Origin of the sequence: Achromobacter veterisilvae (assembly GCF_037619525.1) — a bacterium.
GTDB lineage: Bacteria > Pseudomonadota > Gammaproteobacteria > Burkholderiales > Burkholderiaceae_B > Achromobacter > Achromobacter veterisilvae.
The window spans coordinates 2506577-2522036 of the sequence record NZ_CP148753.1; the positions used below are offsets into that span (position 1 = coordinate 2506577).

15 protein-coding genes are annotated in these 15460 nt (G+C 64.2%); all 15 read left to right on the forward strand.

The window, feature by feature from the left end:
- Window positions 1–12: 12 nt before the first annotated feature.
- The 15 genes from WHX56_RS11575 to WHX56_RS11645 all read left to right on the forward strand — a co-directional run bounded on the left by WHX56_RS11575 (window position 13) and on the right by WHX56_RS11645 (window position 15048).
- Window positions 13–372, forward strand: coding sequence for an NADH-quinone oxidoreductase subunit A (locus WHX56_RS11575; protein ID WP_006217959.1), 360 nt, complete (start codon window positions 13–15; stop codon window positions 370–372).
- A 42-nt stretch (window positions 373–414) separates the two neighbouring features.
- Window positions 415–891 carry a NuoB/complex I 20 kDa subunit family protein gene (locus WHX56_RS11580; protein WP_006217960.1) on the forward strand — a complete coding sequence of 159 codons (477 nt, stop codon included), beginning with the start codon at window positions 415–417 and terminating at the stop codon, window positions 889–891.
- Between the two features lie 76 nt (window positions 892–967).
- A complete protein-coding gene (locus tag WHX56_RS11585; RefSeq protein ID WP_129242887.1) occupies window positions 968–1594 on the forward strand; it encodes an NADH-quinone oxidoreductase subunit C in 627 nt (208 codons plus the stop codon).
- Window positions 1595–1597: 3 nt separating this feature from the next.
- On the forward strand, window positions 1598–2854 hold the full coding sequence (locus tag WHX56_RS11590; RefSeq protein WP_129242885.1) for an NADH-quinone oxidoreductase subunit D: 1257 nt from the start codon (window positions 1598–1600) through the stop codon (window positions 2852–2854).
- 47 nt (window positions 2855–2901) lie between these two features.
- Window positions 2902–3396: an NADH-quinone oxidoreductase subunit NuoE gene (gene nuoE, locus WHX56_RS11595; RefSeq protein ID WP_043543414.1), complete on the forward strand. Its 495-nt coding sequence runs from the start codon at window positions 2902–2904 to the stop codon at window positions 3394–3396.
- Window positions 3393–4760, forward strand: a complete 1368-nt coding sequence (nuoF, locus tag WHX56_RS11600; RefSeq protein WP_129242883.1) for an NADH-quinone oxidoreductase subunit NuoF — start codon at window positions 3393–3395, stop codon at window positions 4758–4760. The genes nuoE and nuoF overlap by 4 nt, the downstream gene beginning before the upstream one ends.
- A 15-nt stretch (window positions 4761–4775) precedes the next feature.
- Window positions 4776–7103 carry an NADH-quinone oxidoreductase subunit NuoG gene (gene nuoG / locus WHX56_RS11605; RefSeq protein ID WP_338881274.1) on the forward strand — a complete coding sequence of 776 codons (2328 nt, stop codon included), beginning with the start codon at window positions 4776–4778 and terminating at the stop codon, window positions 7101–7103.
- Window positions 7103–8176: an NADH-quinone oxidoreductase subunit NuoH gene (gene nuoH / locus WHX56_RS11610; protein WP_129242878.1), complete on the forward strand. Its 1074-nt coding sequence runs from the start codon at window positions 7103–7105 to the stop codon at window positions 8174–8176. Before nuoG ends, nuoH begins: the two co-directional genes overlap by 1 nt.
- A gap of 21 nt (window positions 8177–8197) precedes the next feature.
- A complete protein-coding gene (gene nuoI / locus WHX56_RS11615) occupies window positions 8198–8686 on the forward strand; it encodes an NADH-quinone oxidoreductase subunit NuoI (protein WP_129242876.1) in 489 nt (162 codons plus the stop codon).
- A 17-nt stretch (window positions 8687–8703) separates the two neighbouring features.
- Entirely contained in the window at window positions 8704–9354 is a 651-nt protein-coding gene (locus tag WHX56_RS11620; RefSeq protein ID WP_287755266.1) for an NADH-quinone oxidoreductase subunit J, read from the forward strand.
- On the forward strand, window positions 9351–9659 hold the full coding sequence (gene nuoK / locus WHX56_RS11625; RefSeq protein WP_025137065.1) for an NADH-quinone oxidoreductase subunit NuoK: 309 nt from the start codon (window positions 9351–9353) through the stop codon (window positions 9657–9659). The genes WHX56_RS11620 and nuoK overlap by 4 nt, the downstream gene beginning before the upstream one ends.
- Window positions 9660–9676: 17 nt before the next feature.
- A complete protein-coding gene (nuoL, locus tag WHX56_RS11630) occupies window positions 9677–11710 on the forward strand; it encodes an NADH-quinone oxidoreductase subunit L (RefSeq protein WP_129242872.1) in 2034 nt (677 codons plus the stop codon).
- Window positions 11707–13209, forward strand: coding sequence for an NADH-quinone oxidoreductase subunit M (locus WHX56_RS11635; RefSeq protein ID WP_129242870.1), 1503 nt, complete (start codon window positions 11707–11709; stop codon window positions 13207–13209). Before nuoL ends, WHX56_RS11635 begins: the two co-directional genes overlap by 4 nt.
- A 9-nt stretch (window positions 13210–13218) precedes the next feature.
- Entirely contained in the window at window positions 13219–14703 is a 1485-nt protein-coding gene (gene nuoN / locus WHX56_RS11640) for an NADH-quinone oxidoreductase subunit NuoN (RefSeq protein WP_129242868.1), read from the forward strand.
- Window positions 14704–14718: 15 nt separating this feature from the next.
- Window positions 14719–15048: a DUF2818 family protein gene (locus WHX56_RS11645; protein ID WP_287755264.1), complete on the forward strand. Its 330-nt coding sequence runs from the start codon at window positions 14719–14721 to the stop codon at window positions 15046–15048.
- The last annotated feature ends 412 nt before the right edge of the window (window positions 15049–15460 follow it).

Here is a 15460-nt window from a genome sequence, read left to right on the forward strand (position 1 = left end):
ACGGACGCCTGAATGAACCTGCAACAGTATTTCCCCGTCCTGCTGTTTATCGTAGTGGCCACCCTCATCGGGTTCGCGCTTCTAACGGCGGGCTCCCTCCTTGGTCCGCGGCGTCCGTACGCCGAGAAGCTCTCGCCGTACGAATGCGGTTTCGAGGCCTTCGAAGACGCCCGCATGAAGTTTGACGTGCGCTACTACCTGGTGGCGATCCTGTTCATTCTTTTCGACCTCGAAATCGCGTTCCTGTTCCCGTGGGCCATCGCCCAGGGCACGGTCGGGCTCGTCGGCTTCTGGACGGTCATGGTTTTCCTGGCCGTGCTTACCGTCGGCTTCATCTACGAATGGAAAAAGGGCGCGCTGGATTGGGAATAAGCCCCAGGCTTTCTCCTACACAGCACGCTATCAGAGACGAATATGGCTATAGACGGCATTCTCAAGCAAGGGTTCATCACAACCAGCGCCGACAAGTTCCTTAATTGGGCGAAGACCGGCTCCATGTGGCCCATGACCTTCGGTCTGGCCTGTTGCGCGGTTGAGATGATGCACGCGGGCGCGGCCCGCTACGACCTGGACCAGTTCGGAATCATCTTCCGGCCCAGTCCGCGCCAGTCCGATCTGATGATCGTCGCCGGCACGCTGTGCAACAAGATGGCGCCCGCGCTGCGCAAGGTCTATGACCAGATGCCCGAGCCGCGCTGGGTGGTTTCGATGGGCTCCTGTGCCAACGGTGGCGGCTACTACCACTATTCGTATTCGGTGGTCCGTGGCTGCGACCGCATCGTACCGGTAGACGTCTACGTGCCGGGCTGCCCGCCCACGGCCGAGGCGCTGGTCTACGGCTTGCTGCAAATGCAGAACAAGATCCGCCTGACCAACACGATTGCGCGCTGAACCTTCGCCCCGCCTCGCGGCAGTCCCTGCCGCCGGCCCCGCGAAGCCAGCGTATCGGTTCACCTAAGCGTACAAGATGATGACCAGGCTCGAAACCCTGAAAAACAATTTGCAGACCACCCTCGGCGCGGATATCGCGCTGACCGAGGCGCTGGGCGAGCTGACGCTCGAAGTGCCCGCGCAACAGTGGTTCTCGGTCTGCAACAAGCTGCGCACCGAAGCCGGCCTGCGCTTTGAAACCTGTATCGACCTCTGCGGCGTCGACTACCTGACGTGGGGCAACGGCACCCGCCAGTTGCCCGAGGAAGCGAACGCCAAGATCCACCGCGCGCGTTTCGCCGTGGCCGTGCACCTGCTTTCCATCCAGAACAATTGGCGCCTGCGCGTGCGCACCTGGGCCGAGGACGACGAGTTCCCGGTGGTCGCCTCGCTGATGGAGTGCTGGCCGGCCGTGGGCTGGTTCGAGCGCGAAGCCTTCGACCTGTACGGCATCGTCTTCGAAGGCCACCCCGACCTGCGCCGCATCCTGACCGACTACGGCTTCATCGGCCACCCTTTCCGCAAGGACTTCCCGTTGTCCGGCACGGTCGAAATGCGCTACGACCCCGAACAACGCCGCGTCATCTACCAGCCGGTCACGATCGATCCGCGCGAGATCACCCCGCGCGTGGTCCGCGAAGACTCCTACGGCTTGGGGCGTTAAATCATGGCAGAAATCAAGAACTACACGCTCAACTTCGGCCCCCAGCATCCGGCCGCGCACGGTGTGCTGCGCCTGGTGCTCGAGCTCGACGGCGAAGTGATCCAGCGCGCCGATCCGCACATCGGCCTGCTGCATCGCGCCACGGAAAAGCTGGCCGAGCACAAGACCTACATCCAGGCGCTGCCCTACATGGACCGCCTGGACTACGTGTCCATGATGTGCAACGAGCACGCCTACGTCATGGCCATCGAGAAGCTGCTGGGCGTCGAAGCCCCGCTGCGCGCGCAGTACATCCGCGTGATGTTCGACGAGATCACCCGTCTGCTGAACCACCTGATGTCGCTGGGTTCGCACGCGCTGGACGTGGGCGCCATGGCGGTGTTCCTGTACGCCTTCCGTGAACGCGAAGACCTGATGGACTGCTACGAGGCGGTCTCGGGCGCGCGCATGCACGCGGCCTACTACCGCCCGGGCGGCGTCTACCGCGACCTGCCGGACTCGATGCCGCAGTACGGCGACACCAGCAAGTATCGCGGCGACAAGGAAGTGCGCCTCATGAACGACGCGCGCTCGGGTTCGCTGCTGGACTTCATCGAAGACTTCACCAACCGCTTCCCCGGCTGCGTGGACGAATACGAAACGCTGCTGACCGACAACCGGATCTGGAAGCAGCGCCTGGTGGGCATCGGCGTGGTCGATCCCGACCGCGCCAAGGCGCTGGGCTTCACCGGCCCGATGCTGCGCGGCTCGGGCGTGGCCTGGGACCTGCGCAAGACGCAGCCCTACGAAGTCTACGACCTGCTCGATTTCGACATCCCCGTGGGTGTCAACGGCGATTGCTACGACCGCTACCTGGTCCGTGTCGCCGAAATGCGCGAAAGCAACCGCATCATCCGCCAGTGCGTGGAATGGCTGCGCAACAACCCGGGCCCGGTCATGATCGAGAACCACAAGATCGCCCCGCCCAAGCGCACCGCCATGAAGACCAACATGGAAGAGCTGATCCACCATTTCAAGCTCTTCACCGAAGGTTTCCACGTGCCCCCGGGCGAGGCGTATGCCTCGGTGGAGCATCCCAAGGGCGAGTTCGGCATCTATCTGGTGTCGGACGGCGCCAACAAGCCTTACCGCCTGAAGATTCGGGCCCCCGGCTTTGTCCACCTGCAAGCGCTGGACGAAATGTCGCGCGGTCACATGATCGCCGACGCCGTCACCATCATTGGTACGCAGGACATCGTTTTCGGCGAGATCGATCGCTGATCCGCCCAGACAGTCACGAGCACGCCCGCATAACCCGGATTCAAACTATGCTGCTTTCCGAACAGGCCTACCAGAAAATCGACCGAGAACTCGCGAAGTTCCCGGCCGACCAGCGGCAGTCCGCCATCATGGCCTCGCTTGCCATCGCGCAAGAAGAGAAGGGCTGGTTGGCTACCGAAATCATCGAAGATGTGGCCAACTACATCGGCGTTCCGCCTATCGCGGTCCAGGAAGTCGCCACTTTCTACAACATGTTCGACGTCAAGCCCGTCGGCAAGAACAAGATCGCCGTCTGCACGAACCTGCCCTGTGCCTTGCGCGACGGCGAACGCGCCGGCGACTACCTCAAGCGCAAGCTGGGTGTCGACTACCGCGAGACCACCGCCGACGGCCAGTTCACTCTGGTCGAGGGCGAGTGCATGGGCGCTTGCGGCGATTCGCCCGTGCTGATCGTGAACAACAAGCATATGTGCGTGCGCATGACCGAAGAAAAGCTGGACGCGCTGGTCGCGGCCCTCAAGGCGCAAGGAGAGTCGGCATGAACGCGCCCGACCTGTACAAGCAGTTCGCGCAGGGGCTGGACCCCAACCCGCTGAACGACCTGTCCAATTCGATGTGCCTGCACGGCCGGCACATCCAGCCGCAGATCATGGCCGATGTCGACGGCGCCAACTGGCGCCTGGCCGACTACGTCAAGCGCGGCGGCTACGAAGCCCTGAAGAAGATCCTGACCACCGGCATGAAGCCGGAAGACGTGATCGCCGAAGTCAAGGCGTCCGGCCTGCGCGGCCGCGGCGGCGCGGGCTTCCCGACCGGCCTGAAGTGGAGCTTCATGCCGCGCGCCTTCCCGGGCCAGAAGTACCTCGTCTGCAACTCCGACGAAGGCGAGCCGGGCACGTTCAAGGACCGCGACATCCTGCGCTTCAATCCGCACATCGTGATCGAAGGCATGGCGATCGCGGCCTACGCCATGGGCATCAGCGCCGGCTACAACTATATCCACGGCGAAATCTTCGAAGTCTACGAGCGCTTCGAGGAAGCGCTGGAAGAGGCGCGCGCCGCCGGCTTCCTGGGCGACAGGATCCTGGGTTCGGACTACAGCTTCCAGTTGCACGCGTTCCACGGCTACGGCGCCTACATCTGCGGCGAAGAAACCGCGCTGCTGGAATCCCTGGAAGGCAAGAAGGGCCAGCCGCGCTTCAAGCCGCCGTTCCCGGCCAGCTTCGGCCTGTACGGCAAGCCCACCACGATCAACAACACCGAAACGTTCGCGGCGGTGCCCTGGATCATCCGCAACAGCGGCCAGGCCTACCTGGAAGTCGGCAAGCCGAACAACGGCGGCACCAAGCTGTTCTCGATCACCGGCGACGTCGAGCGTCCCGGCAACTACGAGATCCCGCTGGGCACCCCGTTCTCGACCCTGCTGGAACTGGCGGGCGGCATGCGCGGCGGCAAGAAGCTGAAGGCCGTGATCCCCGGCGGCTCCAGCGCCCCGGTGCTGCCGGCCGACATCATGATGGAAACCACGATGGACTACGACGCCATCGCCAAGGCGGGTTCCATGCTGGGTTCCGGCGCCGTGATCGTCATGGACGAGACGCGCTGCATGGTGAAGTCGCTCTTGCGCCTGTCGTATTTCTATTTCGAGGAAAGCTGCGGCCAGTGCACGCCGTGCCGCGAAGGCACCGGCTGGCTCTACCGCATGGTGCACCGCATCGAGAACGGCCAGGGCCGCCCGGAAGACCTGGACCTGCTGGACAACGTGGCGAGCAACATCATGGGACGCACCATCTGCGCCCTGGGTGACGCCGCCGCCATGCCCGTCCGGGGCTTCCTCAAGCATTTTCGCGACGAATTCGCGCACCACATCGAGCACAAGTCTTGTGTGGTCCCGCAATATCTGTAGGTCTCAGGAACAGCAATGGTTGAACTAACCGTCGACGGCAACAAGGTCGAAGTGCCCGAAGGCAGCATGGTCATGCATGCCGCCCAGAAAGTCGGGCTTTACGTGCCGCATTTCTGCTACCACAAGAAACTGTCCATCGCGGCCAATTGCCGCATGTGCCTGGTTGAAGTGGAAAAGGCGCCCAAGGCGCTGCCCGCCTGCGCCACCCCGGTGACCAATGGCATGGTCGTCCACACCTGCTCCGAGAAGGCGCGCGCCGCCCAGAAGTCGGTGATGGAATTCCTGCTCATCAATCACCCCCTCGACTGCCCGATCTGCGATCAGGGCGGCGAATGCCAGTTGCAGGACCTGGCCGTGGGCTACGGCGGCTCTTCCTCGCGTTACCAAGAGGAAAAGCGCGTCGTCTTCCACAAGGACCTGGGCCCGCTGGTTTCCGCCGAGGAAATGAGCCGCTGCATCCACTGCACCCGCTGCGTGCGCTTCGGCCAGGAAATCGCCGGCGTCATGGAGCTCGGCATGTTGGGCCGCGGCGAGCACTCCGAGATCACGACGTTCGTCGGCCGCTCGATCGAGTCCGAGCTGTCGGGCAACATGATCGACATCTGTCCGGTGGGCGCGCTGACCTCGAAGCCCTTCCGCTACAGCGCGCGTACCTGGGAACTGGCGCGCCGCCGTTCGGTCAGCCCGCACGACAGCCTGGGCGCCAACCTGGTGATCCAGGTCAAGGGCGACCGCGTCATGCGCGTGGTGCCGTTCGAAGACGAAGCCGTCAACGAATGCTGGATCAGCGACCGCGACCGCTTCTCGTACGAAGGCCTGAACAGCGAAGACCGCCTGTCCGCCCCGATGATCAAGGGCACCGACGGCAAGTGGCAGGAAGCCTCCTGGGCCGACGCGCTGCAAGCCGTGGCCCAGGGCCTGTCGCGCGTGCGCGACAGCTTCGGCGCCGGCCAGATCGGCGCGCTGGCTTCCGAATACGCCACCACCGAGGAATACGCGCTGCTGGGCCGCCTGGTCCGCTCGCTGGGTTCCGAGAACATCGACTTCCGCCTGCGCCAGACCGACCCGGCCTTCGACGCCGCGCTGACCGGCGCGCCGTGGCTGGGCATGCCCATCGCCGAACTCGACAACCTGGACCGCGTCCTGATCGTCGGTTCGTTCCTGCGCAAGGACCACCCGCTGATGGCGCAGCGCCTGCGCCAGGCCGCCAAGCGCGGCACGCAGATCCTGATGGTCGACAGCGCCGCGGACGATCCGCTGATGCCCGTGGCCGCCCGCAGCACCGTGGCGCCGTCCGAACTGCCGCGCGCGCTGGCCGAAGTGGCCGTCGCGCTGGCCCAGGCCAAGGAACAGGCCGTGCCGGCCGAGTTCGCCTCGGTCGTCCCGGGTGAAAACGCCAAGATGATCGCGGCCAGCCTGGCTTCCGGCTCGAACACCGCCGTGCTGATGGGCAACCTGGCCGTGGCCAGCGCCCAGGCCTCGACCCTGGCTGCCAACGGCCGCGCCGTGGCGGATCTTGCCGGCGGCAAGTTCGGCTTCCTGACCTCCGGCGGCAACACCGTCGGCGGCTACCTGGCCGGCGCCATCCCGGGCAAGGGCGGCAAGAACGCCGCCGCCATGCTGGCCGAGCCCCTGAAGGCCTATGTGGTCCTGCACGCCGAGCCGCTGCTGGACGCCGACAACGGCCAGCAGGCCATCGCCGCGCTGCGCGGCGCGCAATTCGCCGTGGCCCTGACGCCTTACCGTTCGGCCGCCGCCGAATGGGCCGACGTCATGCTGCCGGTGTCGCCGTTCACCGAAACCTCGGGCACCTTCGTCAACGCGCAAGGCCTGGCCCAGAGCTTCAAGGGCACGGTTTCGCCGTTCGGCCAGACGCGTCCGGCCTGGAAGGTCCTGCGCGTGCTGGGCAACGTCCTGCACCTGGCGGGCTTCGACGACGAAACCTCCGAGTCCGTGCGCGACGTCGCGCTGGCCGGCGGCATCGAAAGCCGCCTGTCCAACGACATCAAGGCGCCGCTGGGCCTGGGCCAGGCCGCGACCGGCCTGGAACGCGTGGCCGACGTGCCGATCTACCGCACCGACGCCATGGTCCGCCGTTCGGAGCCGCTGCAAGCCTCCCCGGCCTCGAAGAAGCCGGCTGCCGCCATGAACGGCCGCACGTTGACCAGCCTGGGCCTGACGGCCGGGGTCAAGGTTCGCGTCGCGGGCGCCCAAGGCGCCGTCGAACTCGAAACCGTGCAGGACGATGCCGTGGCCGACCGCGCCGTGCGCATTTCGGCTGCCTTTGAAAACACCGCGGCCCTGGGTGGCGCATTCGGTCAAATCAGCGTGGAGCGTGCCTGATGGAATGGCTTAATGTTCTTGAGAGCCAGGGATCGGCATTGCTGGGCCCGACGGTCTGGATGGTCCTCTGGACCCTCATCAAGATTGTGATCATCGCCGTGCCCATCATCCTGTGCGTGGCCTACCTGACGTACTGGGAACGCAAGATGATCGGCGCCATGCACGTGCGCATGGGTCCGAACCGCGTCGGCTTCAAGGGGTTGCTGCAACCGTTCGCCGACGTGTTCAAGCTGCTGACGAAGGAAGTCGTCGTCCCCAGCCAGGCCAACAAGGTGCTGTTCATCGTGGCCCCCGTGGTCACGCTGATGCCCGCGCTGGCCGCCTGGGCCGTCGTGCCCTTCGGTCCGGAAATCGTGCTGGCCAACGTCAACGCCGGCCTGCTGTACATCATGGCCATCACGTCCGTCGGCGTGTACGGCGTGATCGTCGCCGGCTGGGCGTCCAACTCCAAGTACGCCTTCCTGGGCGCGCTGCGCGCATCGGCCCAGATGCTGTCGTACGAACTGGCCATCGGCTTCGTGCTGGTGACGGTCCTGCTGGTCTCCGGCAGCCTGAACATGTCCGAGATCGTGCATGTGCAGAACCGCGGCTGGTTCGCCGAAAAGGGCCTGACGTTCCTGTCCTGGAACTGGCTGCCGCTCTTGCCGCTGTTCGTGATCTACGTGATTTCGGCCGTGGCCGAAACCAACCGCCACCCGTTCGACGTGGTCGAGGGCGAATCGGAAATCGTGGCCGGCCACATGGTCGAATACTCGGGCATGGCGTTCGCGCTGTTCTTCCTGGGCGAATACGCCAACATGATCCTGCTGTCCTGCATGGCGTCGATCATGTTCCTGGGCGGCTGGGCTTCCCCGATCGATATCGCGCCGCTGACCTGGATTCCGGGTTGGATCTGGCTGGGTCTCAAGACGTTCGTCGTGGTCTCGTTGTTCGTGTGGTTCCGCGCGTCGTTCCCGCGCTACCGCTACGACCAGATCATGCGCTTGGGTTGGAAAATCTTCATCCCGCTGACCGGCGTTTGGCTGGTCGTGGTGGCGATCTGGATGCAGACGCCCTGGAACATTTGGCGCTAAGCCGCCAGGCAGAGGCAGGATATGGAAGCGATCAAGGATTTCTTCGGCAGCCTGATGCTGACCGAATTGCTCAAGGGCATGCGCCTGACGGGCAAGTATTTTTTCAAGCGCAAGGTCACCTTGCGCTACCCCCAGGAAAAGACGCCCGCGTCGCCGCGTTTCCGCGGCCTGCATGCGCTGCGCCGCTACCCCAACGGGGAAGAGCGGTGCATTGCGTGCAAGCTGTGCGAAGCGGTGTGCCCGGCGCTGGCGATCACCATCGAGTCCGACCAGCGCGACGACGGCACCCGCCGCACCACGCGCTACGACATCGATCTCACCAAGTGCATTTTCTGCGGCTTCTGTGAGGAAAGCTGCCCGGTGGATTCCATCGTGGAAACGCACATCCACGAATACCACGGCGAAAAGCGCGGCGACCTGTATTTCACCAAAGACATGCTGCTCGCCGTGGGCGACCGCTACGAAGCCGACATCGCCCAGCGCCGGGCCGAAGACGCTCCCTATCGTTGAAGCCCAGGGTCTGATCCATGACTTTTACCACTGTCCTGTTTTACATACTGGCCGCCGTGCTGGTGATCGCGGCCTTCCGCGTGATCACCGCGCGCAGTCCGGTCACCGCCGTCCTGCACCTGATCCTGGCGTTCGTCAACGCGGCCATGCTGTGGATGCTGCTGGGCGCCGAATTCCTCGCGCTGCTGCTCGTGCTGGTGTACGTGGGCGCCGTGATGGTGCTTTTCCTCTTCGTCGTCATGATGCTGGACATCCGCATGGATGCGCTGCGCCAGGGCATGAAGACCTACCTGCCGCTGGGCCTGGTGATCGGCCTGGTCATGGTGCTGGAAATGGCCTTCGTGCTGGGCTCGACCTGGTACGGCTCCGGCCCGCAAGCCCCGGTCGCCGGCGACTACAACAACGCCCGCGCGCTGGGCGAAGCCATGTACACCCAGTACATCTACGCGATTGAAGTGGGCGCCGCGCTGCTGCTGGTGGGCATGGTCGCCGCCATCGCGCTGACCCTGCGCCGCCGCCGCGACGCCAAGTACAACGACCCCGTCGCCGCCGTCCGCGTGCGCGCCAAGGACCGTTTCCGCCTGGTGAGCATGCCCGCCCAGAGCGAGCGCGCCCAGTCGCAGATCGGTGCCTCGTCCGCCGCCGCGCCCCAAGGAGAACAAAAATGACGCTGACGCTGGCCCATTACCTGATCCTGGGGGCGATCCTGTTCGCCATCGGAATCTTCGGCATCTTCCTGAACCGCCGCAACCTGATCATTCTCCTGATGTCCATCGAGCTGGTGCTCCTGGCCGTCAACATGAACTTCGTGGCGTTCTCCAGTTGGTTCGGCGACACCGCCGGCCAGGTGTTCGTGTTCTTCATCCTGACCGTGGCCGCCGCCGAGGCGGCGATCGGCCTGGCCATCCTGGTGCTGCTGTTCCGCAACCTGAACACGATCAACGTCGATGATCTCGATCGCCTGAAGGGCTGACGGGGTATTGGAAGAAAATGTCTAGCTCACCCAACCTCTATTTGCTCATCGCGCTGGCGCCGCTGGCCGGGGCGATTCTCGCGGGCCTCTTCGGCACCGGGTTCCTGGGCCGCCCGATCGGCCGCCGCGCGTCGCACGTGATCACGATCCTGGGCGTGCTCATCTCCACCATCGGTTCGGTGGTGGTGCTGAACGACGTGCTCAACGGCCTGCGCTTCGACGGCGCGGTCTACACCTGGAGCCTGATCGGCCAGACCAAGCTGGAAATCGGCTTCCTGATCGACCCGCTGTCCGCCATGATGATGGTCGTGGTCACCTCGGTGTCGCTGATGGTGCACATCTACACCATCGGCTACATGGCCGACGATCCCGGCTACCAGCGCTTCTTCTCGTACATTTCGCTGTTCACGTTCTCCATGCTGATGCTGGTGATGTCGAACAACATGGTGCAGTTGTTCTTCGGCTGGGAAGCGGTGGGCCTGGTGTCGTACCTGCTGATCGGCTTCTGGTACACGCGGCCCACGGCGATCTTCGCCAACATGAAGGCGTTCCTGATCAACCGCGTCGGCGACTTCGGCTTCGTGCTGGGCATCGGCCTGCTGTTCGCTTACGCCGGCACGATGCACTACGGCGAAGTCTTCGCCCAGGCCGACAAGCTGGCCGCCCTTACGCTGCCCGGCTCGGACTGGATGCTGCTGACGGTCGCCTGCATCTGCCTGTTCATCGGCGCCATGGGCAAATCGGCCCAGGTTCCGCTGCACGCCTGGCTGCCCGACTCGATGGAAGGCCCGACCCCGATCTCCGCGCTGATCCACGCCGCCACCATGGTGACGGCCGGCATCTTCATGGTCGCGCGTTTTTCGCCGCTGTTCGAACTGTCGGACACCGCGCTGTCCTTCATCATCGTGATCGGCGCCATCGGCGCGCTGTTCCTGGGCATCCTGGGCATCATCCAGAACGACATCAAGCGCGTCGTCGCGTATTCCACGCTGTCGCAACTGGGCTACATGACGGTCGCGCTGGGCGCGTCGGCCTACTCGGTGGCGATCTTCCACCTGATGACCCATGCCTTCTTCAAGGCGCTGCTGTTCCTGGGCGCGGGCTCGGTCATCATCGGCATGCACCACGACCAGGACATCCGCAACATGGGCGGCCTGCGCAAGTACATGCCCATCACCTGGATCACCTTCCTGCTGGGCACGCTGGCGCTCGTCGGCACTCCGTTCTTCTCGGGCTTCTACTCGAAGGAACACATCATCGAGGCCGCCGGCGCCGCCAACGTCTGGGGCGCGACCTTCGCCTACTACGCGACGCTGATCGGCGTGTTCGTGACCTCGCTGTACTCGTTCCGCGTGTATTTCCTGGTCTTCCACGGCAAGGAACGCTTCGACACCGGCGACCACGGCCATGACCACCATCACCATGCGGCCGACGTCGACGAAGAGCCCGACGGCCACGGCCATCATGGCGGCAAGCCGCATGAATCGCCCTGGGTGGTCACGCTGCCGCTGGTGCTGCTGGCGATCCCGTCGGTCGTCATCGGCGCCTGGGTGGTCGACCCGATGCTGTTCGGCAAGTTCTTCGACGGCGTCATCAAGGTGCTGCCGCAGCATCCCGCCATGCACGAACTGCACGAAGAATGGCACGGCTGGGTCGCCTTCGGCCTGCACGCCTTCCAGACGGCTCCGTTCTGGCTGGTCGTGGCCGGCGCCGTCATCGCCTGGTACTGCTACCTGATCAATCCCAAGGTCCCGGCCGCGATCAAGTCCAGCCTGTCCGGCGTCAACAAGGTGCTTGAAAACAAGTACTACGTGGATTGGGTCAACGAGCAGATCATCGCCCGCGGCCTGCGCTGCCTGGGCCGTGGCCTGTGGCAGACCGGCGACCGCGGCATCATCGACGGCCTGCTGATCAACGGCAGCGCCCGTGTGGTGGGCTGGGTGGCAGCGGTCAGCCGCCACCTGCAGTCCGGCTTCATCTATCACTACGCGTTCGCGATGATCATCGGCATCATGGCGCTGGTGACTTTCTTTGTGCTGATTCCCCAATGATGGCAAGCGAGATGGCATCCAACACTTTCCCCTGGCTCACGCTTGCGATCTTCGTTCCGATCGTATTCGGCCTGCTGGTGCTGGCGGTGGGCCGTGACGACCGTCCCGGCCTGACGCGCGGCCTGTCGCTCGTCGGCTCGATCGCCGGTTTCCTCGTCACGATCCCGCTCTATACCGGTTTCGATTCCTCCACGGCCGCCATGCAGTTCGTGGAGAAGGCGTCCTGGATCGAGGCCTTCAACGTCAATTACCACCTGGGCATCGACGGCATCTCGATGTGGTTCGTGCTCCTGACCGCCTTCATCACGATCATCGTGGTGCTGGCCGGCTGGGAAGTCATCACCAGCCGCGTCGCCCAGTACATGGCCGCCTTCCTGATCCTGTCGGGCCTGATGGTCGGCGTGTTCTGCGCGCTGGACGGCATGCTGTTCTACGTGTTCTTCGAAGCCACGCTGATCCCGATGTACATCATCATCGGCGTCTGGGGCGGCCCGAACCGCGTGTATGCAGCCTTCAAGTTCTTCCTGTACACCCTGATGGGCTCGCTCCTGACGCTGGTCGCGTTCGTGTACCTGTGGAACGCTTCGGGCGGTTCGTTCGACATCCTGACCTGGCAGCAGACCAAGCTGGGCTACACCCCGCAGATCCTGATCTTCGTGGCGCTGCTGGCGGCCTTCGCGGTCAAGGTGCCGATGTGGCCGGTCCACACGTGGTTGCCGGATGCCCACGTCGAGGCGCCCACGGGCGGCTCCATCGTGCTGGCCGCGATCATGCTGAAGCTGGGCGCCTACGGTTTCCTGCGCTTCTCGCTGCCGATCGCCCCCGACGCCTCGCACAGCCTGGCGGGCATGATGATCGCGCTGTCGCTGATCGCCGTGATCTACATCGGCCTGGTCGCGATCGTCCAGGACGACATGAAGAAACTGGTGGCCTATTCGTCGGTCGCCCACATGGGTTTCGTGACGCTGGGCTTCTTCATCTTCAACACGGCCGGCGTCGAAGGCGCCATCGTGCAGATGATCTCCCACGGCTTCGTGTCGGGCGCCATGTTCATGTGTATCGGCGTACTCTACGACCGCATGCACTCGCGCCGCATCGCCGACTACGGCGGCGTGGTCAACGTGATGCCGCGCTTCGCCACGTTCTTCATCCTGTTCTCGATGGCCAACAGCGGCCTGCCGGCCACCAGCGGTTTCGTCGGCGAGTTCATGGTGATCATGGGCGCGGTCGAGCATAATTTCTGGATCGGCCTGCTGGCGGCGACCGCCCTGATCCTGGGCGCCTCGTACTCGCTGTGGATGGTCAAGCGCGTGGTCCTGGGCGACGTCGCCAATGACCATGTGCGCGAACTGACCGATATCAACCGCCGCGAGTTCGTGATTCTTGGCGCGATGGCGATCGCCGTGTTGTACATGGGGATCTATCCCAAGCCCTTCACCGACGTCATGCACGTTTCGGTGGAGGCCCTGCTGCAACACGTTGCCGTCTCGAAACTGTAAGACAAGACAATGATGCAATCCCAAATCGATTTCGCCCTGGCGACACCGGAAATCCTCTTGCTGGTTTTCGGCCTGGCTATCCTGCTCGTCGACGCGGTCAGCAATCACCCCGAGCGCAAGCCGACGTTCCTGCTGACCATGCTCGCGTTGGGCGTACTGACCGTCGTGTCGGCGCTGCAATGGAAGAATGGCGTGGTCGGGTCGACCTTCAACGGCCTGTACGTCACCGACGAGCTGTCGCACCTGCTGAAGATCGCGTCGTACATCGCGGTGGCCGCGACCCTGGTGTATGGCCGCGTCTACGCGCAAGTGCGCGACATGCTCCGGGGCGGCGAGCTCTACGTGCTGACGCTGTTCGCCCTGCTGGGCCAGATGGTCATGATCTCCTCCGGGAACCTGATCTCGATCTACCTGGGCCTGGAGCTGATGTCGCTGGCGCTGTACGCGCTGATCGCGCTGCGCCGCGACAACGTCGTGGCCACCGAAGCCGCCATGAAGTACTTCGTGCTGGGCGCGCTGGCCTCGGGCTTCCTGCTGTACGGCATGTCCATGGTCTACGGCGCCACCGGCCACCTGGACCTGGGCGAAGTCGCCAAGGTCATCGCCGCGGGCAAGGCCGAGAAGCTGGCGCTGGTGTTCGGCATCGTGTTCCTGGTCTCCGGCCTGGCGTTCAAGCTCGGCGCCGTGCCGTTCCACATGTGGGTGCCCGACGTCTACCAGGGTTCGCCCACCGCCGTGACCCTGATCCTGGGCGCCGCGCCCAAGCTGGCCGCCTTCGCCATCACGTTGCGCCTGCTGGTGGACGGCCTGCACGGCCTGGCCGCCGACTGGCAGCCGATGCTGATGATCCTGGCGGTGCTGTCGCTGGCCATCGGCAACCTGACCGCCATCGCGCAGACCAACTTCAAGCGCATGCTGGCCTATTCGACCATCTCGCACATGGGCTTCGTGCTGCTGGGCCTGATGTCGGGCTCGGTCGAGGGCAAGCCGGACCTGTCTTCCGCCGCCTACGGCGCGTCGCTGTTCTACATGCTGACCTATGTGCTGACCACGCTGGCCAGCTTCGGCATCGTCCTGCTGCTGTCGCGCCAGGGCTTCGAGTGCGAGCACATCGACGACCTGAAGGGCCTGAACCGCCGCAGCCCGTGGCATGCCGCCATCGTGCTGCTGCTGATGTTCTCGCTGGCCGGCATCCCGCCGCTGGTGGGCTTCTACGCCAAGCTGGCGGTGCTGCAGGCGCTGATCAGCGCCGGCCACGTCACGCTGGCCGTGATCGCGGTGCTGTTCTCGCTGATCGGCGCGTTCTACTACCTGCGCGTGGTCAAGGTCGTGTACTTCGACGAACCGGCGGCCGATGCCGCGCCGATGGTGGCCACCTGCGGCCAGCGCGGCGTGCTGTCGATCAACGGCGCCCTGATCCTGATCCTGGGCATACTGCCCGGCGGCCTGATGGCCCTGTGCGTGCAGGCCATCCGCAGCTCGCTGAGCCTGTAGGCGGAAACCGGAGCCATGAACCAGACACTGGCGGTATGGCTGCTGATCGCGCTGGCCCTGGTCAGCGCGAATCTCCCGTTCCTGACGGAGCGGGTGTTCGCCATCCTGCCCTGGAAACAGGGCGGGGCGGCCGCGGTCAAGCCGTTCTGGGTCCGCCTGATCGAAGTGCTGGTGTTCTATGCCATCGTCGGCGCGCTGGGTTTCGCTTTCGAATCCGCGCTGGGCAACCGGTTTTCCCAGACTTGGGAGTTCTACGCGATCACGCTGAGCCTGTACCTGGTGCTGGCCTATCCGGGGTTCGTGTACCGGTATCTGTTCAAGCGGCATCCCCGCCTGCGGACCTGAATCCGTCCCCTGTGAAAAACGCCCTGTGGGGCGTTTTTTTTTGTGGACATGGGAATGTGCCGGCCCATTAAGGAAGTTCGTCCAGCGGCCGTTTGCATGCGCCTGGGCCGTGTTCCCGCGGCCGAGGGACGCGCGCCAGGCGGATGCGGCGCGGCCTTTCGGGAAAGGCGGGGCGCTGCCGCAATGCTTCGCTCCAAATCGAACGATATTCAGATTTTCGTCAGACATTGGAACCGGTTTAAGGGTCCGACCCTGCCGCGCAGAAGGCAGCGATAACCCGCATAAAACCCGTGCCGAATGTTGTTTTTTCATCTTTTAGATGAATTTGTACATTGCATTCAGGTTTCATTCAGCGGCCCGGTTCAGAATCGCAAACGTTGAAAAAAACAAGAATCGTTGCTATTTAGAATTG

Coding starts and splice junctions, on each gene's coding strand:
- WHX56_RS11575 (WP_006217959.1), top strand. CDS start 13: ATGAACCTGCAACAGTATTTCCCCGTCCTGCTGTTTATCGTAGTGGCC.
- WHX56_RS11580 (WP_006217960.1), top strand. CDS start 415: ATGGCTATAGACGGCATTCTCAAGCAAGGGTTCATCACAACCAGCGCC.
- WHX56_RS11585 (WP_129242887.1), top strand. CDS start 968: ATGATGACCAGGCTCGAAACCCTGAAAAACAATTTGCAGACCACCCTC.
- WHX56_RS11590 (WP_129242885.1), top strand. CDS start 1,598: ATGGCAGAAATCAAGAACTACACGCTCAACTTCGGCCCCCAGCATCCG.
- nuoE (WP_043543414.1), top strand. CDS start 2,902: ATGCTGCTTTCCGAACAGGCCTACCAGAAAATCGACCGAGAACTCGCG.
- nuoF (WP_129242883.1), top strand. CDS start 3,393: ATGAACGCGCCCGACCTGTACAAGCAGTTCGCGCAGGGGCTGGACCCC.
- nuoG (WP_338881274.1), top strand. CDS start 4,776: ATGGTTGAACTAACCGTCGACGGCAACAAGGTCGAAGTGCCCGAAGGC.
- nuoH (WP_129242878.1), top strand. CDS start 7,103: ATGGAATGGCTTAATGTTCTTGAGAGCCAGGGATCGGCATTGCTGGGC.
- nuoI (WP_129242876.1), top strand. CDS start 8,198: ATGGAAGCGATCAAGGATTTCTTCGGCAGCCTGATGCTGACCGAATTG.
- WHX56_RS11620 (WP_287755266.1), top strand. CDS start 8,704: ATGACTTTTACCACTGTCCTGTTTTACATACTGGCCGCCGTGCTGGTG.
- nuoK (WP_025137065.1), top strand. CDS start 9,351: ATGACGCTGACGCTGGCCCATTACCTGATCCTGGGGGCGATCCTGTTC.
- nuoL (WP_129242872.1), top strand. CDS start 9,677: ATGTCTAGCTCACCCAACCTCTATTTGCTCATCGCGCTGGCGCCGCTG.
- WHX56_RS11635 (WP_129242870.1), top strand. CDS start 11,707: ATGATGGCAAGCGAGATGGCATCCAACACTTTCCCCTGGCTCACGCTT.
- nuoN (WP_129242868.1), top strand. CDS start 13,219: ATGATGCAATCCCAAATCGATTTCGCCCTGGCGACACCGGAAATCCTC.
- WHX56_RS11645 (WP_287755264.1), top strand. CDS start 14,719: ATGAACCAGACACTGGCGGTATGGCTGCTGATCGCGCTGGCCCTGGTC.